The organism is Burkholderia cenocepacia (assembly GCF_900446215.1).
GTDB lineage: Bacteria > Pseudomonadota > Gammaproteobacteria > Burkholderiales > Burkholderiaceae > Burkholderia > Burkholderia cenocepacia.
Window position 1 is genome coordinate 568,483 of record NZ_UAQZ01000001.1, and the last position, 17,552, is coordinate 586,034.

At 66.1% G+C, this 17,552-nt stretch carries 19 protein-coding genes; 3 read left to right on the plus strand and 16 right to left on the minus strand.

The window, feature by feature from the left end:
* The first annotated feature begins 134 nt into the window (after nucleotides 1-134).
* Nucleotides 135-863, plus strand: a complete 729-nt coding sequence (locus DTA15_RS02665) for a glycine zipper 2TM domain-containing protein (RefSeq protein ID WP_020979787.1) — start codon at nucleotides 135-137, stop codon at nucleotides 861-863.
* A gap of 142 nt (nucleotides 864-1,005) precedes the next feature.
* On the opposite strand, the gene iscX is transcribed toward DTA15_RS02665, so the two are convergent.
* From iscX to DTA15_RS02725, 12 genes are all read right to left on the minus strand, one after another.
* Entirely contained in the window at nucleotides 1,006-1,215 is a 210-nt protein-coding gene (iscX, locus tag DTA15_RS02670; RefSeq protein ID WP_006478393.1) for a Fe-S cluster assembly protein IscX, read from the minus strand.
* 19 nt (nucleotides 1,216-1,234) lie between these two features.
* Nucleotides 1,235-1,576, minus strand: coding sequence for an ISC system 2Fe-2S type ferredoxin (gene fdx / locus DTA15_RS02675; protein WP_006478392.1), 342 nt, complete (start codon nucleotides 1,574-1,576; stop codon nucleotides 1,235-1,237).
* Between the two features lie 88 nt (nucleotides 1,577-1,664).
* Nucleotides 1,665-3,533, minus strand: a complete 1,869-nt coding sequence (hscA, locus tag DTA15_RS02680) for a Fe-S protein assembly chaperone HscA (RefSeq protein WP_006481972.1) — start codon at nucleotides 3,531-3,533, stop codon at nucleotides 1,665-1,667.
* 54 nt (nucleotides 3,534-3,587) lie between these two features.
* Nucleotides 3,588-4,115, minus strand: coding sequence for a Fe-S protein assembly co-chaperone HscB (hscB, locus tag DTA15_RS02685; protein WP_006491598.1), 528 nt, complete (start codon nucleotides 4,113-4,115; stop codon nucleotides 3,588-3,590).
* 96 nt (nucleotides 4,116-4,211) lie between these two features.
* On the minus strand, nucleotides 4,212-4,535 hold the full coding sequence (gene iscA / locus DTA15_RS02690) for an iron-sulfur cluster assembly protein IscA (protein ID WP_012492710.1): 324 nt from the start codon (nucleotides 4,533-4,535) through the stop codon (nucleotides 4,212-4,214).
* A gap of 65 nt (nucleotides 4,536-4,600) precedes the next feature.
* Nucleotides 4,601-5,008 (minus strand): Fe-S cluster assembly scaffold IscU, encoded by a 408-nt coding sequence (iscU, locus tag DTA15_RS02695; protein ID WP_006481982.1) that lies wholly within the window; start codon nucleotides 5,006-5,008, stop codon nucleotides 4,601-4,603.
* Nucleotides 5,009-5,075: 67 nt separating this feature from the next.
* On the minus strand, nucleotides 5,076-6,299 hold the full coding sequence (locus tag DTA15_RS02700) for an IscS subfamily cysteine desulfurase (RefSeq protein WP_006481979.1): 1,224 nt from the start codon (nucleotides 6,297-6,299) through the stop codon (nucleotides 5,076-5,078).
* Nucleotides 6,300-6,364: 65 nt separating this feature from the next.
* Nucleotides 6,365-6,904, minus strand: coding sequence for a Fe-S cluster assembly transcriptional regulator IscR (iscR, locus tag DTA15_RS02705; protein ID WP_006481969.1), 540 nt, complete (start codon nucleotides 6,902-6,904; stop codon nucleotides 6,365-6,367).
* Between the two features lie 114 nt (nucleotides 6,905-7,018).
* Complete coding sequence (locus DTA15_RS02710; protein ID WP_006481978.1) at nucleotides 7,019-7,501, minus strand: low molecular weight protein-tyrosine-phosphatase; 483 nt, start codon at nucleotides 7,499-7,501, stop codon at nucleotides 7,019-7,021.
* 101 nt (nucleotides 7,502-7,602) lie between these two features.
* Complete coding sequence (locus DTA15_RS02715) at nucleotides 7,603-7,830, minus strand: hypothetical protein (RefSeq protein WP_006481968.1); 228 nt, start codon at nucleotides 7,828-7,830, stop codon at nucleotides 7,603-7,605.
* Between the two features lie 128 nt (nucleotides 7,831-7,958).
* Complete coding sequence (locus DTA15_RS02720; protein WP_006481975.1) at nucleotides 7,959-9,371, minus strand: lactate utilization protein B; 1,413 nt, start codon at nucleotides 9,369-9,371, stop codon at nucleotides 7,959-7,961.
* Nucleotides 9,372-9,405: 34 nt separating this feature from the next.
* Entirely contained in the window at nucleotides 9,406-10,128 is a 723-nt protein-coding gene (locus tag DTA15_RS02725; protein ID WP_006481974.1) for a (Fe-S)-binding protein, read from the minus strand.
* Between the two features lie 183 nt (nucleotides 10,129-10,311).
* Here DTA15_RS02725 and DTA15_RS02735 point away from each other — a divergent pair, with 183 nt between their 5' ends.
* On the plus strand, nucleotides 10,312-11,121 hold the full coding sequence (locus DTA15_RS02735; RefSeq protein WP_006478384.1) for an IclR family transcriptional regulator: 810 nt from the start codon (nucleotides 10,312-10,314) through the stop codon (nucleotides 11,119-11,121).
* A gap of 113 nt (nucleotides 11,122-11,234) precedes the next feature.
* On the opposite strand, the gene pbpG is transcribed toward DTA15_RS02735, so the two are convergent.
* Nucleotides 11,235-12,401: a D-alanyl-D-alanine endopeptidase gene (pbpG, locus tag DTA15_RS02740; protein WP_006481981.1), complete on the minus strand. Its 1,167-nt coding sequence runs from the start codon at nucleotides 12,399-12,401 to the stop codon at nucleotides 11,235-11,237.
* 232 nt (nucleotides 12,402-12,633) lie between these two features.
* Nucleotides 12,634-12,768, minus strand: coding sequence for a hypothetical protein (locus DTA15_RS38925; RefSeq protein ID WP_006481977.1), 135 nt, complete (start codon nucleotides 12,766-12,768; stop codon nucleotides 12,634-12,636).
* 287 nt (nucleotides 12,769-13,055) lie between these two features.
* On the opposite strand from DTA15_RS38925, the gene DTA15_RS02745 reads away from it, so the two are divergent.
* Nucleotides 13,056-13,622: a phasin family protein gene (locus DTA15_RS02745; protein WP_006481973.1), complete on the plus strand. Its 567-nt coding sequence runs from the start codon at nucleotides 13,056-13,058 to the stop codon at nucleotides 13,620-13,622.
* A 198-nt stretch (nucleotides 13,623-13,820) separates the two neighbouring features.
* On the opposite strand, the gene lpdA is transcribed toward DTA15_RS02745, so the two are convergent.
* Both lpdA and aceF read right to left on the minus strand, forming a co-directional pair.
* Complete coding sequence (lpdA, locus tag DTA15_RS02750; protein WP_006481971.1) at nucleotides 13,821-15,590, minus strand: dihydrolipoyl dehydrogenase; 1,770 nt, start codon at nucleotides 15,588-15,590, stop codon at nucleotides 13,821-13,823.
* 277 nt (nucleotides 15,591-15,867) lie between these two features.
* A complete protein-coding gene (aceF, locus tag DTA15_RS02760; protein ID WP_012492711.1) occupies nucleotides 15,868-17,511 on the minus strand; it encodes a dihydrolipoyllysine-residue acetyltransferase in 1,644 nt (547 codons plus the stop codon).
* Between the last annotated feature and the right edge of the window lie 41 nt (nucleotides 17,512-17,552).

Below are 17,552 nucleotides of genomic sequence, written 5' to 3' on the forward strand. Positions count from 1 at the left end.
CGACACTCCTTTTGCGTCACCACGCATGACCACGGGACCAGAACGAGGCGCAGGAACGCCAAGTCTGCTCGCTCCCGAGCGTGGGATCCTGCTCCGGCGCAGCGCGCCGATCCGGATCGACCTTGGAGAAGAAAATGGACAACCAGACTCAGACCACGCCGCAAAAGCAACGCCTCCACCCGCTCATCGCCACCGCGGCGGGCGCCGTCATCGTCGCCAGCCTCGCGGCGACGGCAGCGATCACGGGCGTCTTCCCGAAAGCCACCAGCAGCAACGAACAGAACGGCCAGACCCAGGCCGCGCTGATCGCGTCGCAGCCGGCCGTCGATACGGCCGCGGCCGCCAGCGCCGCGCTGGCCGCGCAAGCGCAGCGGCAGGCCGCGGAGCAAGCCGCCGCGCAGCAGAAGGCCGCCGTCGCGCAGGCCGAGCCGAAGCCCGCGCCGCGCCCGGCTGCGCCGCACCGCCGTCACACGACCGCCCCGCAACCGCCGCAATACGCGCAGCAGCCGTCGGCGCCTGCGCAAACCTACTGCCAGAGTTGCGGCACGGTCGTGTCGATCACGCAAACGCGCACGCCGGGCCAGAGCTCGGGGATCGGCGCCGTGGGCGGCGCGGCGGCCGGCGGCCTGCTCGGCAACCAGTTCGGCCACGGCAACGGCCGCACCGCGATGACGATCATCGGCGCGCTGGGCGGTGGACTCGCCGGCAACCAGGTCGAGAAGCAGGTTCGCGCGGAAACCGACTATCAGGTGCAAGTGCAGATGGAAAGCGGCGCGACCCGCACGTTCACGTACCGCAACCCGCCGCCGTTCGGCCAGGGTCAGCGCGTGCGGATCGAGAACGGCACGCTGGTCGGCGCTTGAAGCGGATCATGTAGTGCCGGCGCCCCTGCCCGCTTGTCGTGTGCGGGCTCGCCGAAAACGCAAACGGCTCGTGAGCAAACGCTCACGAGCCGTTTTTCATGGGCGCGGCGTAACCGTTGCCGCGCACGCGCTGGCCGGTCGGTCAGTCCTCGTCGTCGAAATCCGATTCGTCGATCCAGTGTGCCTGGATCGCCTCGAGGATCTTCTCGCCCGAGTGCGTCGGATCGTCGTCGAAGCCGTCGAGCTCGAGCACCCACTGGCGCAGGTCGACGAAGTTGATCCGCTGCGGGTCGATGTCGGGGTGCTTGTCCGCCAGCGCAATGGCTATTTCACGCGAATCGGTCCATTTCATCGCCTGCCTCCGGTTTCGGTCAGTGGTTTTCCTTCGCGTGGTTGATCGAGTACTTCGGGATCTCGACCACCAGGTCCGAATCTTCCTTCACGATCGCCTGGCACGACAGGCGCGACGTCGGCTCGAGGCCCCACGCCTTGTCCAGCAGATCGTCCTCGTCCTCCTCGGACGGCGTCAGATCGTTGAAGCCCTCGCGGATCACCACGTGGCACGTCGTGCATGCGCACGACTTCTCGCATGCATGCTCGATCTCGATCCCGTGATCGAGCAGGTTGTCGCAGATACTCTTGCCGGGCGTCGCGTCGATCACTGCGCCATCCGGGCACAGTTCGACGTGAGGCAGCACCACCAGTTGAGGCATGTCCGTTCCGTCAGTCAGGGTGCGGCGCGACGCGCCGCACGGTTCATCATCGCGCAGGCCGTTGCCGGCCGATGCGCGGTTCGTGGATTCAGATCTCGTCGAGCCGGCGGCCCGACAGCGCGCGCTTGATGCTCTTGTCCATCCGGCGCGCCGCGAATTCGTCGGTGCCGTCGGCCAGCGCCTTGGTCGCCGCTTCGATCGCATTCGTATCGTCGCCCTGCGCGACCGCGCGCAAGGCATCGGCCAGCGCGTCGACCTGCGCGCGCTCGTCGGCATCGAGCAGTTCGCCGTCGGCCGCCAGCGCGGCCTGCGTCGCCTCGAGCATCCGCTGGGCTTCGACCTGCGCTTCGCGCAGCGCGCGGGCGCGCATGTCGATTTCGGCGGTCTTGAAGCTGTCTTCCAGCATCTTGGCGATGTCGTCATCGGCGAGGCCGTACGACGGCTTCACGACGACCGATGCCTCGACGCCCGACTGCTGCTCGCGTGCAAATACCGACAACAGGCCGTCCGCGTCGACCTGATAGGTCACGCGAATGCGCGCGGCGCCCGCCGTCATCGGCGGAATGCCGCGCAGCTCGAAGCGCGCGAGCGACCGGCAGTCGGCCACGAGCTCGCGCTCGCCCTGCACGACGTGGATCGCCATCGCGGTCTGGCCGTCCTTGAAGGTCGTGAATTCCTGCGCACGCGCGATCGGAATCGTCGAGTTGCGCGGAATGATCTTCTCGACGAGGCCGCCCATCGTCTCGACCCCGAGCGACAGCGGAATCACGTCGAGCAGCAACCAGTCGTCGCCGGTGCCGCGATTGCCCGCGAGCAGATCGGCCTGGATCGCCGCGCCGAGCGCGACGACCTGGTCCGGATCGAGGTTCACGAGCGGCGGCTGACCGAAATACTTCGCGACCGCGTCGCGGATCACCGGCATGCGCGTCGCGCCGCCGACGAGCACGACGCCCTTGATGTCGGCCGGCGTGACCTGCGCATCGCGCAGCGCCTTGCGGGTCGGCGTGAGCGTGCGCTGCACGAGCGGCTCGACGAGCGATGCGAACGTGTCGTGCGAAATCGTCGGCGCCAGGTGCGCGCCGCTCGACAGCGTCACGTCGAGCGCCGCTTCGGGCGCCGACGACAGCGCTTCCTTCAGCACGCGCACGCGATCGAGCAGCAGGCGCACGTCTTCGGGCGCGAGCGTCTTCGCGTCGATACCGGCCTGCGCGAGCACATGGTCGAACAGCGCGTGGTCGAAATCGTCGCCGCCGAGCGCGGAATCGCCGCCCGCGGCCAGCACCTCGAACACGCCCTTCGTCAGCTTCAGGATCGACAGGTCGAACGTGCCGCCGCCGAGATCGTATACCGCGTAAAGACCTTCGGCCGCGTTGTCGAGACCGTAGGCGATCGCCGCGGCAGTCGGTTCGTTCAGCAGGCGCAGCACGTTGAGGCCCGCGAGACGCGCGGCATCCTTGGTCGCCTGGCGCTGCGCATCGTCGAAATACGCGGGCACCGTGATCACCGCACCGACCAGCTCGTCGCCGAGCGTGTCTTCCGCGCGATAACGCAGCGTCGCGAGAATCTCGGCCGACACCTCCACCGGGCTCTTCACGCCGTCGATCGTGCGGATCTGCACCATGCCCGGCGCATCGACGAATTCGTACGGCGCGTTCGCCGCGCCTTCGACCTCGGCCTTGCCGCGGCCCATGAAGCGCTTGACCGACACGATCGTGTTGCGCGGATCGGTCGCGGCTTGCTCCTTCGCTTCGTGGCCGATGCGGCGGCCGCCCTTCTCGAGATAACGGACCACGGACGGCAGCAGCACGCGGCCCGCTTCGTCCGGCAGTACTTCAGGCACGCTGTTGCGCACGGCGGCGACGAGCGAGTTCGTCGTGCCGAGATCGATCCCGACGGCGAGTCGCCGCTGGTGCGGCGCCGGCGCCATGCCCGGTTCGGAAATTTGCAGTAAAGCCATCTTGGTTCGTTCGGGCGCTCGGCCCGTTTGCTGCGCGTGCCGCAAGGCACGCGGTTAAGTTTCGAGGCGCTCGATCTGTGCGCCCACTTCCGACGCGACCCGTTCGATGAACATCAGCTGACGCACGGCTTCCGCGGCGGCCTGGTCGGCGCCGCTGTCGAGCAGCGTGCCGAGGCGCTCGACGCGCACGCGCTTCTCGTCGCGCAACTCGGCGAGCAACGCATCGAGCGCGTCGACGTTGCGGGCGGCCGCGGCATCCTCGATGCCCTCGCGCCACTCCATCTGCTGCATCAGGAACGCAGGCTCCATCGCCGTGTTGTTTTCCGCGCCGATGTCGACGCCGCGCAGCGACAGCAGATAGGACGCGCGCTTCAGCGGATCGCGCAGCGTGCGGTACGCCTCGTTCGCGCGGGTGGCCCATTGCATCGCGATACGCTTTTGCGCGTCGCCGGCCGCCGCGAAGCGGTCCGGATGCACCTGCGTCTGCACCGTCCGGTAGGCGGCGTCGAGCGCCGTCTCGTCGAGCGCGAATTGCGCCGGCAGGTGAAACAGGTCGAAATGGCTGTCTTTCAGCGAAACCATCGTCGCGTTCAATTCCGGTTCGTCGCGCGGCAAACGCCGCACATTAAAAAGGCGGCCCGTGCCGCCTCTTGCCCGCATCGCGCGGAGCGCGCCGCGTCACACGCGGAACGATTCCCCGCACCCGCACTCGTCCTTCACGTTCGGGTTGTTGAACTTGAACCCTTCGTTCAGGCCTTCGCGGGCGAAGTCGAGCTCGGTGCCGTCAATATAGGCGAGGCTCTTCGGGTCAACGATGACCTTCACGCCATGGCTCTCGAACACCTGATCCTCGGGCGCCAGCTCGTCGACATACTCGAGCTTGTACGCGAGTCCCGAGCACCCGGTCGTGCGAACGCCAAGCCGCAGGCCCATACCCTTACCGCGACGGACGAGGTATTTCTGCACGTGCTGTGCTGCTTTTTCGGTCAGTGTAATTGCCATGATGTCCTTGCCGCGGCGCCCCACCCGGAGGCACCGCGTTTCCTTCCCTAGCCGCTCGGTGCCGCTCAGGCTGCTGCCTGATCGCCTTCCTTGGTGTCGTGGCGCTTCTTGTAGTCGGCCACGGCTGCCTTGATCGCGTCTTCCGCGAGGATCGAGCAGTGAATCTTCACCGGCGGCAGCGCGAGTTCCTCGGCGATCTGCGTGTTCTTGATCGACAGTGCCTCGTCGAGCGTCTTGCCCTTCACCCATTCGGTGACGAGCGAGCTCGATGCGATCGCCGAACCGCAACCGTAAGTCTTGAACTTCGCGTCTTCGATCACGCCGTCCGCGCCGACGCGGATCTGCAGCTTCATCACGTCGCCGCAAGCCGGCGCGCCGACCATGCCCGTGCCGACCGTGTCGTCGTCCTTCGCGAACGAACCGACGTTGCGCGGGTTTTCGTAGTGATCCAGAACCTTGTTGCTGTAAGACATGACTCAGACTCCTTGACTCGTTACGTCTGCGTGCGTCAATCCGCCCGCGGTTGCATTCAATGCGGTATCAGTGTGCGGCCCATTCGATCGTCGACAGATCGATGCCTTCCTGGTGCATTTCCCAGAGCGGCGACAGTTCGCGCAGCTTCGCGATCTTGCTGTTCAGCAGATCGATCACGAAGTCGACTTCCTGCTCCGTCGTGAAGCGGCCGACCGTGAAGCGGATCGAGCTGTGCGCGAGTTCGTCGTTGCGGCCGAGCGCCCGCAGCACGTACGACGGCTCCAGCGACGCCGACGTGCACGCGGAGCCCGACGACACCGCGACGTCCTTGATCGCCATGATCAGCGACTCGCCTTCGACGAAGTTGAAGCTGATGTTCAGGTTGTGCGGGACACGGTGATCCATGTCGCCGTTCACGTAGGTTTCCTCGATCTGCGACAGGCCGCGCAGCAGCTTGTCGCGCAGCATGCGGATGCGCTCGTTCTCGGTCGCCATTTCCTCGCGGGCGATACGGAACGCTTCGCCCATGCCGACGATCTGGTGCGTCGGCAGCGTGCCCGAACGCATGCCGCGTTCGTGGCCGCCGCCGTGCATCTGCGCCTCGATGCGCACGCGCGGCTTGCGACGCACGTACAGCGCACCGATGCCCTTCGGGCCGTAGGTCTTGTGGGCCGAGAACGACATCAGGTCGACCTTCAGCTTCGCGAGATCGATCGCAACCTTGCCGGTCGACTGCGCGGCATCGACGTGGAACACGATGCCCTTCTCGCGGCAGATCTCGCCGATCGTCTCGATGTCCTGGATCACGCCGATCTCGTTGTTCACGTGCATCACCGACACGAGGATCGTGTCCGGGCGCAGCGCGGCCTTGAACACGTCGAGATCGATCAGGCCGTCATCCTTCACGTCGAGGTAGGTGACTTCGAAACCGTCGCGCTCGAGCTCGCGGCACGTATCGAGCACGGCCTTGTGCTCGGTCTTCACCGTGATGATGTGCTTGCCCTTGCCCTTGTAGAAGTTCGCGGCGCCCTTGATCGCGAGGTTGTCCGACTCGGTGGCGCCGGACGTCCAGATGATCTCGCGCGGATCCGCGTTCACGAGCGCGGCCACTTGCTCGCGTGCTTCCTCGACCGCACGCTCCGCGTCCCAGCCATAGGCGTGGCTGCGCGACGCCGGGTTGCCGAACTGCTCGCGCAGGTACGGCACCATCTTGTCGACCACGCGCGGATCGACCGGCGTCGTCGCGCTGTAATCCATATAGATGGGCAGGTGGAGAGTCTCTTGGGTCATCTGTCGCTCCGGGTATTCTGTGCAGGGACTATGTGCGTTATGGGGTATGGCGGGCGCCTTCGCGCTCACGAACTCGCGATGTTGAACACCGAATTGGGGCCGAGCGGCATCGTGCGCGCGGGCTCGGCCGGTGCGGCGACGGGCTCGGGCGCGCGACGATCGCGCAGCACCGCGGGGGCGCCCTCGCGTGCGCGCTGCTGATCGACGAGATCCTGCAGCGACACCGAATCGAGGTATTCGACCATCTTCTGGTTCAGCGTCGACCACAGCTCGTGCGTCATGCAATGGCCGTCGGGCTGCTTCGAGCCGTCGCACGTGCCTTTGCCGCCGCACTGCGTGGCGTCGAGCGGTTCATCGACCGCGATGATGATGTCGGCAACGGTGACGTCCTGCGCGCGACGCGCGAGGTTGTAGCCGCCGCCCGGGCCGCGCACGGATTCGACGATTTCATGCCTGCGCAGCTTGCCGAACAGCTGTTCGAGATACGAGAGCGAAATCCGCTGGCGCTGGCTGATGCCTGCAAGCGTCACCGGGCCCTGCTCCTGGCGCAGTGCCAAGTCAATCATCGCCGTGACGGCGAAACGGCCTTTGGTGGTGAGTCTCATGGTGTCTAGGGGACTGCAATCTTGACGATTTTGGTCAAGTATAAATATTTGACGTTTTTAGTCAAGTATCCATGTCTTTGAAAGGGTATTCGCAGACCGCTGAATACCGTGCGATCAGCGCGCCGTGCGGGCCCGGAGCGTCTCCAGCAGGCCCGCGCACGCGCGCTCGACCTGGTCGAGCACCTGTTCGAAGCCCTGCGCACCGCCGAAATACGGATCGGCCACTTCGGTTTCGGTCGCGCCCGGCGCGAACTCCATCAGCAGACGCACCTTGTCGCGATGCTGCGGCGGGCAACGGCGGCGCAGTTCGGCGAGATTCGCCTCGTCCATCGCGAGCAGCAGATCGAACCGCTCGAAATCCGCCGCGCTCACCTGCCGCGCGCGCAGCGCCGACAGATCGTAGCCGCGGCTCCGGGCGGCCGCCTGCGCGCGCGTATCGGGCGGCTCGCCCACGTGCCAGTCGCCGGTGCCGGCCGAATCGATCGCGATCCGGTCGGCCAGCGCGGCCGCGTCGACCTGGTGGCGCATCACCCCTTCCGCGGTGGGCGAACGGCAGATGTTGCCGAGACAGACGAAACAGATCGCAACGCGGGTCATCGCACTATCGGAAAGCCGCGGCGGACCGCGTGGGAGAAGAACACGCCATTATACAAAGGCGACCGGAATCGCGCCGCCGCGCCAAGCGACGGCGCCATGCCTTACAGCGCCTTCGGCGCAGCGAGCGCAATCTCGCCGGATGCCGCCGGCAGCGGCGTCGCCGCGTCGCCGACCAGCCCGAACGACACCGCGCGCGCCAGTTCGGCGGACGCCTGGTGAACCGCGAGCGGGCCGCGCGACGGCGCACCGGCCGTCGCATGCAGATAGGCAACCGCTGCCAGCGGGACCACGATTGCCAGCGGCCAGTACATCGATATTGTCTTTTTCATGATGCGGACCTCCTTGACCTCGTACCCCGAAACCCAATTCCGGGGACTACAGACGAGATTCTATAGACCGCATCTATCGAGATAAATATACAAATAGCGAACGCACTGTTGCTGCCCGCTGAACAGTGTCAGCCGAGGTGACTTTGCGACGCCGCGTACAGCTCGCGGAACGTGCGCCCGGTCGGCGTCGGCATGTCGCGCGTGTCCATCCAGCCGCCCATCATCGGCAGGCGCCGCAACGTGCCGCCGTTGCCGCCCAGCCGTTCGAGGATGCGCACGGCGAGCTTGGTCGTCAGCGCATACAGCATCGGCCGCCGGGCGAAGAAACCCCACGCGGCGAGCGCCGCCCGCTCGCGCCACGGCCGCAGATGGCGCTCGACCTGCTTCTCGCGCAGCGTGCGCAGCAGGTGCGACAACGGAATCCCGGCCGGACAGACGCTGTCGCATTCGCCGCACAGCGTCGCGGCCTGCGGCAGGTCGAGCGTGCGGTCGAGCCCGACGTAGCTCGGCGTCAGCACCGAGCCCATCGGCCCCGGATAGACCCAGCCGTACGCATGACCGCCGACCTTCTGGTACACCGGGCAATGGTTCATGCACGCGCCGCAGCGGATGCAGCGCAGCATCTCCTGGAATTCGCCGCCGATCAGGCCGGTGCGGCCGCCGTCGACGAGCACCACGTAGTTGTGCTCGGGGCCGTCCTCGTCGCCCGGCCCGCGCGGCCCGGTCAGCAGCGAGAAGTAGTTCGACGTCTTCTGCCCGGTTGCGGAGCGCGGCAGCAGCCGCATCGCGGTCGCGAGATCCTCGAGCGTCGGCAGCACCTTCTCGATGCCCGTCACCGCAACATGCACGCGCGGCATGACCGTGCACATGCCCTCGTTCCCTTCGTTCGTCACGATCGCGACCGAGCCCGTCTCCGCGATCACGAAATTGCCGCCCGTCACGCCCATGTCGGCCGACATGAAATGCGGGCGCAGCACCTCGCGCGCCTCGCGCGTCATGTCCGGAATCTCGGTGAGCCGCTCACGCCGGTGCGTGCGCGCGAACAGGTCGGCGATCTCGTCCTTGTCCTTGTGCACGACGGGCGCAATGATGTGGCTCGGCGGCTCGTTGTCGTTGATCTGCAGGATGTATTCGCCGAGGTCCGTCTCGATCGACTGCACGCCCATCTCCGCGAGCACCGCGTTCAGGCGCATTTCCTCGGACACCATCGACTTGGTCTTGATGACCTTCTTCACGTCGTGCCGGCGCGCGATGTCGGCCACGAGCCGCGCGGCGTCCGCGGTCGTCTCGGCGAACAGGACCGTCGTGCCGCGCCGCGTCGCCTCGCGCTCGAATGCCTCGAGCCACACGTCGAGATGCTCCAGCGCGCGGTTGCGGCGCGCCTTGAGCGCGGCGCGCGTGGCCGGGAAGTCGATCAGGGTCATCGCGTCGGCGCGGGCGGACACGAACTTCGTCGACAGCTTCTTCAGGTTCTGCTGCAGGCGCTGGTCGGCCAGCTTCTGGCCGGCGCGCGCCTTGAAATGCATCGATTGGACTTGCATCGCGGTATCGGGGAAAAGTGAGCGGAACCGGGCGTCAGACGTCGCCCGCCAGCACCTGCGCGACGTGCAGCACGCGCGTGTCGCGGTCGCCGGTGCGGCGCAACCGCCCTTCGATGTTCAGCATGCAGCCGAGATCGCCGAGCACGACGGTGCCCGCGCCCGACGCGCGCACGTTCGCGCATTTCTCGTCCGCGATGGCCGCCGAGATGTCGCCGTACTTGACCGCGAACGTGCCGCCGAAGCCGCAACAGTGCTCGCAATCCTTCATCTCGGTCACCGCGACGCCGCGCTGCGCGAGCAGCGCGCGCGGCTGCGCCTTCACGCCGAGCTCGCGCAGGCCCGAGCATGAATCGTGATAGGTGACCGGCCCGGCGAATTCGCCCGGCGCGAGCGACACCTTCGCGACGTTCGCGAGGAAATCGGTCAGTTCGTGGACTTTCTGCTGGAATCGCGTGTAGCGCCCCATCAGTTCGGGGTCGTCGCGGAACAGGTCGCCGTAGTGCGCGCGGATCATCCCGCCGCACGAACCCGACGGCGCGACGACGTAATCGAACTGCTCGAACTCGCGCAGCGTCTTTTCCGCGAGATCGCGCGCGAGCGCACGGTCGCCCGAGTTGTAGGCCGGCTGGCCGCAGCAGGTCTGCGCGGGCGGCACGATCACCTCGTAGCCGGCGTCGCGAATCAGCTTGAGCGCCGAAAAGCCGATTTCGGGGCGCATCAGGTCGACCAGGCAGGTGACGAACAAACCGACTCGCATACGTGCTCCTTCGAGAAAACGGCTCTCATTATCCGACGTTTGGCCAGCAAGACCAACGCCGGCCCGCGCGCAAGCCCGCACTGCGCGAAACGAGGACTTCCTCGAACGGCGTTCGCTTTTTTCACAATACGAGATACAATCGTTGCAACACCGCTTGACGCGTCAACCGATTCCTCCCCCGACATGAGCCAACCCACCCCGGATTCAAAAACGTCGATCCAGGTGATCGAACGCATGATGCGGTTGCTGGACGCGCTCGCCGCGCACAGTGACCCGGTCAGCCTGAAGGAACTTGCGCAGCGCACGGAGCTGCACCCGTCGACCGCGCACCGCATCCTCAACGACATGGTGACCTGCCGCCTGGTCGACCGCTCCGATCCCGGCACCTACCGCCTCGGCATGCGGCTGCTCGAGCTCGGCAATCTCGTGAAGGCGCGCCTGTCGGTGCGCGATGCGGCGCTGATGCCGATGCGCGAGTTGCACCGCCTCACCGGGCAGACCGTGAACCTGTCGGTGCGCCAGGGCGACGAGATCGTCTATATCGAGCGCGCGTACTCCGAGCGCTCGGGCATGCAGGTCGTCCGCGCGATCGGCGGCCGCGCGCCGCTGCACCTCACGTCGGTCGGCAAGCTGTTCCTCGCGGCCGACGAAACGTCGCGCGTGCGTGCCTATGCGACGCGCACGGGGCTGTCCGGCCATACGCAGAACAGCATCACCGACATCGCGAAGCTCGAGCGCGAGCTGACGATCGTCCGCCAGCAATCGTGCGCGCGCGACAACGAGGAGCTCGAGCTCGGCGTGCGCTGTATCGCGGCCGGCATCTACGACGATTCGGGCAAGCTCGTCGCGGGCCTGTCGCTGTCGGCGCCGGCCGACCGCCTGCAGGACGCGTGGCTCGGCCAGTTGAGCCGCACGGCGCTCACCATCTCGGAATCGCTCGGCTACCGGCCGGCGCCCGAGAAGGACGTGGACGGGTTGCAACGGCAGGCGTAAGCCGCGCCGTCGGCCCGGTTCCCGCTCCGGTGTGTCGCCGGACGAAAAAAGCCCCGCGATTGCGGGGCTTTTTCGTTGCGGCGATCGATACGGCGGCGAACCGCCGCACACGATCAGGTGCCGCCGCTCGGCGTGTTAGCCGCCGTCAGGCGTTCGCCGCCGCCGGCATCGAGCCAGTTGCGCAGGCGCGACGCGTCGGCGAAGCGCGAGTACTTGCCGAACGAATCGAGCAGCACCATCACCATCGGCCGGCCGTGGATCGTCGCCTGCATCACCAGGCATTCGCCCGCTTCGTTGATGAAGCCCGTCTTCTGCAGGCCGATGTCCCACGAGCCGTTGCCGCGGATCAGCGCGTTGGTGCTGTTGTAGACCAGGTTGCGCTTGCCCGTGTACACCTCATAGGTGCGATCGGTCGAGAACTGGCGGATCATCGGATACTGGTACGCCGCATTGACCATCTTCACGAGATCGCGCGCGCTCGACACGTTCGAGCTCGACAGGCCGGTCGAATTCTCGAAGTGCGTATCGGTCATGCCGAGCGACTTCGCCTTCGCGTTCATCGCCGCGATGAACGCCGGACGGCCGCCCGGGTAATAACGCGACAGCGCGGCGGCCGCGCGGTTTTCCGACGCCATCAGCGCGATGTGCAGCATGTCCTCGCGCGACAGCACCGAGCCGACCGACAGGCGCGAGCCCGTGCCCTTCTCGTAGTCGCGGTCTTCGTCGGTGACTTCGAGCTGGTCGGTCATCGGCGACTTCGAGTCGAGCACGACCATCGCCGTCATCAGCTTCGAGATCGACGCGATCGGCACGACCGCGTGCGAATTCTTGTCGAACAGCGGCTCGCCGGAATTCTGGTCGACGACGTACGCGACGCTGGAGCGCAGCGCGAGCGCGTCGGGCGTGTCGTGCAGGCCGAACGCCTGGCCGACCGTCGGACGGCGCGGCTGGAACGCGACCTTGCGCACCGCGCCGCGATGGCCGCCGTGCACGTTGTTCGCCGCGAGCGTCACGCGCTTTCGCGACGCTTTCGCGCGCGGCGCATCGGCCGCGGCGACCTTGGCGGATTTATCGGGGGTCGCCTTGGCCGACTTCTTCTTCGCTGACGAAGCAGGAGCGACGGCTTTTTTCTTGGCGGCTTGGGTCTTCGCAGTGGCGGCGAAGGCATCGGCAGGCGTGACGGACGCGGTGGTCGCCAGCAACGCGACTGCGACCGACACAGCCGTGCCGAGCGTCATGCTCTGCAACAATCTGCGCGGTGAAAACGATTCGGCTTTCATTGGGGTCTGGACAAAGCGGGCGGGAGGTTTCCGCAAGTGTAGTTAAAGCTGAAAAAAAGAGCAATATTAGGCACTTACCGATCGTCGTTAAACCGGAATGTAAGGGTCGGCCAACCTCCGGCCAATCGACCCTTCCGCTCCCATCGAAAAAATCCATGGGATGCACTGCCCGACAGCGCCCGTCTCCCGATTACCACACGGTTAATTGAGATAACGTCACTTCGGAGGCAATTTAAAGCGGGGAAAGTACGTATCCGGCGCTCGGCGTGCCAAAGGCGCCGGCCTCGACCGTGGCGGCGGCACGTCGCCACGGCACGCGCATCGAAACGGCGCGCTTTTCGACAGGAACAGAAGGATAACGTTCCATGGGCCTGTCAGGTTTACCTGTGCGTGATCATGGTGCAGCGCGCTTGCCCCGCCGTCGTGCGCACCATCTGGGAACAAGCCTGAAACCGATTCCGAACCGCTACGATAACTCGTTGTTTTATCGATAATTTGTCGCGATTGTGCAACGCACAAAAAATACTTGACATCCGTTTTCTCTGCCCTAAAATAGGCCTCATTGCTGCGTTGCACAAAGCACGCATCGCCGAAGTTCCCCAGCGTAGTGCCCTTTACCCTGCGATCGACGCGATCGCTTTTCAGGAGCTTGACATGTCCTTGCTGACCCCCGAGCAAATCGCCGCCGCCCAGAAAGCCAACCTCGAAAGCCTGTTCGGTCTGACGACCAAGGCGTTCGAAGGCGTCGAAAAGCTGATCGAACTCAACCTGCAGGTCGTGAAGTCGACGCTGGCCGAGGGCCAGGAAAACGCGCAGCGTCTGCTGTCGGTGAAGGACGCGCAGGAACTGATCGCGCTGCAGGCGAGCCTGTCGCAGCCGGTCGCGGAAAAGGTGCTGTCGTACGGCCGTCACCTGTACGAAATCGCATCGTCGACGCAAGCCGAGTTCGCGAAGGTTGCCGAAGCGCAATTCGAAGAGCAGAACAAGAAGGTCCAGGCGCTCGTCGACAACGTCGCGAAGAACGCCCCGGCCGGTTCGGAAACGGCTGTCGCCGCACTGAAGTCGGCACTGAACGCTGCGAACACCACGTACGAAACGGTTCAGAAGGCCACGAAGCAAGCGGTCGAAATCGCTGAAACGAACTTCAACGCCGCTGCTGCCGTCGCAACGAAGGCTGCCACCGCCGCTGCCGCACGTCGTTCGAGCAAGCCGGCCGCGTAAGCGTCCCCTGCTCCTGAAAGAGCCGCGCCCAGCGCGGCTTTTTCGTTTCTGGCGCCGGAACATGGGGGCGTGGGCGAGCGGCAACGGCGCTCCGCCTTCTAGCCTGTCGCGCGCACACCAAAGAAAACGCCGCCGCCCGGATGATCCGGGCGGCGGCGTTTTTTCCGGGCCGGCACGTGGCCGGCCGCGCCGTTCGCGTTACTTCTTGCGCTGCGGCGGCAGGTCCGTACAGACGCCTTCGTACAGCTCGGCGGCCATGCCGACAGATTCGCCGAGCGTCGGGTGCGGATGGATCGTCTTGCCGATGTCTTCCGCGTCCGCGCCCATCTCGACCGCGAGGCACACTTCGCTGATCAGGTCGCCCGCGTTCAGGCCGACGATCGCGCCGCCGATCACGCGATGGGTTTCCTCGTCGAAGATCAGTTTCGTGAAGCCTTCGTCGCGGCCGTTCGCGATCGCACGGCCCGAAGCGGCCCACGGGAACACGGCCTTGCCGTACTTGATGCCTTCGGCCTTGCACTGGTCTTCCGTCTTGCCGGCCCACGCCACTTCCGGATCGGTGTAGGCCACCGACGGAATCTGCAGCGCGTCGAAGTACGCCTTCTCGCCGTGCGCGGCTTCCGCGGCAACGTGGCCTTCGTGCACGGCCTTGTGCGCGAGCATCGGCTGGCCGACGATATCGCCGATCGCGAAGATGTGCGGCACGTTCGTGCGCATCTGCTTGTCGACCTCGATGAAGCCGCGATCCGTGACCGCGACGCCGGCCTTGTCGGCACCGATCTTCTTGCCGTTCGGGCTGCGGCCCACCGCGACGAGCACGAGGTCGTAGCGCTGCGCTTCCGCCGGCGCCTTCTCGCCCTCGAACTTCACGTAGATGCCGTCTTCCTTCGCTTCCGCGCCGACCGTCTTGGTCTTCAGCATCACGTTGCCGAAGCGCTTCGCGTTGTACTTTTCCCAGACCTTCACGAGATCGCGGTCGGCGCCCATCATCAGGCCGTCCATCATTTCGACGACGTCGATCTCGGCGCCGAGCGTCGAGTACACCGTGGCCATTTCGAGGCCGATGATGCCGCCGCCGATCACGAGCATGCGCTTGGGCAGCTGGCGCAGTTCGAGCGCGCCCGTCGAATCGACGACGCGCGGGTCTTCCGGCATGAACGGCAGCTTCACGGCCTGCGAGCCCGCGGCGATGATCGCCTGCTTGAACTTGACGACCTTCTTGCCGTTTTCGCCCTGCACTTCCATGTGGAACGGATCGACGAACGCGCCGACGCCGGTCACCACTTCGACCTTGCGTGCCTTCGCCATGCCGGCGAGGCCCGTCGTCAGCTTCTTGACGACGCCGCCCTTGAAGTCGCGCAGCTTGTCGAGATCGACTTGCGGCTTGCCGAACGTGATGCCGTGCGACGCGAGCGCCGCGGCTTCCTCGACGACGAGCGACGTATGCAGCAGTGCCTTCGACGGGATGCAACCGACGTTCAGGCACACGCCGCCGAGCGTCGAGTAGCGTTCGACGAGCACGGTCTTCATGCCGAGGTCGGCCGCGCGGAACGCGGCCGAGTAACCGCCGGGGCCGGCGCCGAGCACGAGCATGTCGCACTCGATGTCGGCCGCGCCGCTGTAGCTGCCGGCTTGCGGCGCGGGTGCCGGCGCGGCGGCCGGGGCCGGTGCAGCTGCTGCGGCCTTCGGCGCTTCGGGTGCTTTCGCGGGTGCGGGCGCGGCTGCGCCTGCCGATGCTTCGACGATGGCGATGACGGTGCCTTGCGAGACTTTCTCGCCGGCTTTGACCTTGACTTCCTTGACGGTGCCGGCGACGTCGCTGGGCACTTCCATGGAGGCTTTATCGGATTCGAGCGTGATGAGCGTTTGCTCTTTTTCGATCACGTCGCCGGGTTTCACGTTGACTTCGATGACATCGACGCCGCTGAAATCGCCGATATCCGGAACCTTGACTTCGATGAGACTCATGACTGTCCCCTTCTTGATTGACTGCAGACAGAGGGGGAGGAACCCGCGAAAGAACCTGACTACGGCCGGGCAAAAACCACAACCCTGGGCATGACCACCTTTGCCGTCCGCCCAAGGACGCGCCTTTCTTGTGGTTACTTTTCTTTGGAAGACAAAGAAAAGTGACCGCCGCCCCGCGCAGGGGCGACGCTAGCAGACCGTTAGCGCAACAGGTTCAACGAAAGGGCGTAGAGAACCAAAAACAAACCCACGCCCCCGCGAGCCACCTCCCCGCTCATCAAAGAATGATGCGACGGAAATCGCCGAGCAACGCGCCGAGATACGCATTGAACCGCGCGGCTTCCGCGCCATCGATCACGCGATGGTCATACGACAGCGACAGCGGCAGCATGAGACGCGGCACGAACTGCTTGCCGTCCCACACCGGCTTCATCTGGCCGCGCGACAACCCGAGGATCGCCACTTCCGGCGCGTTGATGATCGGCGTGAAGTTCGTCCCGCCGATCCCGCCGAGCGACGAGATCGAGAAGCAGCCGCCCTGCATCTGGTCCGGCTTCAGCTTGCCTTCGCGCGCGGCCTTCGACAGGTCGCTCATTTCCTTCGCGATGTCGACGAGGCCCTTCTTGTCCGCATCGCGGATCACCGGCACGACGAGGCCGTTCGGCGTATCGGCCGCGAAACCGACGTGGAAGTACTGCTTGAACACGAGGTTGTCGCCGTCGAGGCTCGCGTTGAAGGTCGGGAATTTCTTCAGCGCGGCGACGACTGCCTTGATCACGAACGCGAGCATCGTGAACTTCACGCCCGCCTTTTCGTGCTCCTTGTTCAGCTGGACGCGCAGCGCCTCGAGCTCGGTGATGTCCGCTTCGTCGTTGTTCGTGACGTGCGGGATCATCACCCAGTTGCGATGCAGGTTCGCGCCCGAGATCTTCTTGATGCGCGACAGCGGCTTCGCCTCGAACGGGCCGAACTTCGAGAAGTCGACCTTCGGCCACGGCAGCAGGTTCAGCTCGCCGCCGCCTGCCGGCGCGGCTGCCGCGCCCGGCGCCGCACGCTGGCCCGTCATCACGCCCTTCACGAAGCCCGTGACGTCTTCCTTCGTAATGCGGCCCTTCGGACCCGAACCCTGCACGCGTGCGACGTCGACGCCGAGTTCGCGTGCGAACTTGCGGACCGACGGCGATGCGTGGCTGGCGCGGTATTCGCCCGACGGCGCGGCGGCCGGGGCGGCGGCTGCCGGTGCCGGCGCAGCCTTCGCAGGCGCGGGCGCCGGTGCAGCGGCAGGCGCGGGCGCGGCAGCGGCCGGAGCCGGTGCGCTGGCCTGCGGTGCGGCAGCCGGTGCGCCGGCGGCTTCGAGCAGCACGATCAGCGTGCCTTCCGACACCGAATCGCCCACCTTGACCTTGATGTCCTTCACGACGCCGGCGGCCGGGCTCGGCACGTCCATCGTCGCCTTGTCCGATTCGAGCGTGACGAGCGACTGTTCCTTCTCGACCGTGTCGCCGACCTTCACGCCGATCTCGATCACCGGAACGTCCTTGTAGTCGCCGATGTCGGGCACCTTCACTTCGAGCGTGCCGCCGGATGCTGCCGGGGCGGCAGCGGGCGCAGCAGCGGCCGGCGCCGCTGCGGGAGCCGGCGCTGCTGCCGGCGCGGCCGCGCCGTTCGCCTGGGCGCCTGCGCCGCCTTCGAGCAGGACGATCAGCGAGCCTTCCGACACGGAATCGCCGACCTTGACCTTGATTTCCTTCACGACGCCGCCGACCGGGCTCGGCACGTCCATCGTCGCCTTGTCCGACTCGAGCGTGACGAGCGACTGCTCGGGCTCGACCGTATCGCCCACCTTCACGCCGATCTCGATGACCGGCACGTCCTTGTAATCGCCGATATCCGGCACCTTCACTTCGATCGCTTGACTCATCTGTTTCTGTCTCCATGGCCGCGCGCGCTCCTCGCGGGAGC

Excerpts from the sequence above, each read along its gene's own strand:
- pbpG (WP_006481981.1), bottom strand. The coding sequence starts at position 12,401 with ATGAAAGCCGAATCGTTTTCACCGCGCAGATTGTTGCAGAGCATGACG.
- aceF (WP_012492711.1), bottom strand. The coding sequence starts at position 17,511 with ATGAGTCAAGCGATCGAAGTGAAGGTGCCGGATATCGGCGATTACAAG.
- iscA (WP_012492710.1), bottom strand. The coding sequence starts at position 4,535 with ATGGCAATTACACTGACCGAAAAAGCAGCACAGCACGTGCAGAAATAC.
- DTA15_RS02665 (WP_020979787.1), top strand. The coding sequence starts at position 135 with ATGGACAACCAGACTCAGACCACGCCGCAAAAGCAACGCCTCCACCCG.
- DTA15_RS02715 (WP_006481968.1), bottom strand. The coding sequence starts at position 7,830 with ATGAAAAAGACAATATCGATGTACTGGCCGCTGGCAATCGTGGTCCCG.
- iscU (WP_006481982.1), bottom strand. The coding sequence starts at position 5,008 with ATGTCTTACAGCAACAAGGTTCTGGATCACTACGAAAACCCGCGCAAC.
- DTA15_RS02745 (WP_006481973.1), top strand. The coding sequence starts at position 13,056 with ATGTCCTTGCTGACCCCCGAGCAAATCGCCGCCGCCCAGAAAGCCAAC.
- DTA15_RS02725 (WP_006481974.1), bottom strand. The coding sequence starts at position 10,128 with ATGCGAGTCGGTTTGTTCGTCACCTGCCTGGTCGACCTGATGCGCCCC.
- DTA15_RS38925 (WP_006481977.1), bottom strand. The coding sequence starts at position 12,768 with ATGGAACGTTATCCTTCTGTTCCTGTCGAAAAGCGCGCCGTTTCGATG.
- iscX (WP_006478393.1), bottom strand. The coding sequence starts at position 1,215 with ATGAAATGGACCGATTCGCGTGAAATAGCCATTGCGCTGGCGGACAAG.
- lpdA (WP_006481971.1), bottom strand. The coding sequence starts at position 15,590 with ATGAGTCTCATCGAAGTCAAGGTTCCGGATATCGGCGATTTCAGCGGC.
- DTA15_RS02700 (WP_006481979.1), bottom strand. The coding sequence starts at position 6,299 with ATGACCCAAGAGACTCTCCACCTGCCCATCTATATGGATTACAGCGCG.
- hscB (WP_006491598.1), bottom strand. The coding sequence starts at position 4,115 with ATGGTTTCGCTGAAAGACAGCCATTTCGACCTGTTTCACCTGCCGGCG.
- iscR (WP_006481969.1), bottom strand. The coding sequence starts at position 6,904 with ATGAGACTCACCACCAAAGGCCGTTTCGCCGTCACGGCGATGATTGAC.
- DTA15_RS02720 (WP_006481975.1), bottom strand. The coding sequence starts at position 9,371 with ATGCAAGTCCAATCGATGCATTTCAAGGCGCGCGCCGGCCAGAAGCTG.
- DTA15_RS02735 (WP_006478384.1), top strand. The coding sequence starts at position 10,312 with ATGAGCCAACCCACCCCGGATTCAAAAACGTCGATCCAGGTGATCGAA.
- hscA (WP_006481972.1), bottom strand. The coding sequence starts at position 3,533 with ATGGCTTTACTGCAAATTTCCGAACCGGGCATGGCGCCGGCGCCGCAC.
- fdx (WP_006478392.1), bottom strand. The coding sequence starts at position 1,576 with ATGCCTCAACTGGTGGTGCTGCCTCACGTCGAACTGTGCCCGGATGGC.
- DTA15_RS02710 (WP_006481978.1), bottom strand. The coding sequence starts at position 7,501 with ATGACCCGCGTTGCGATCTGTTTCGTCTGTCTCGGCAACATCTGCCGT.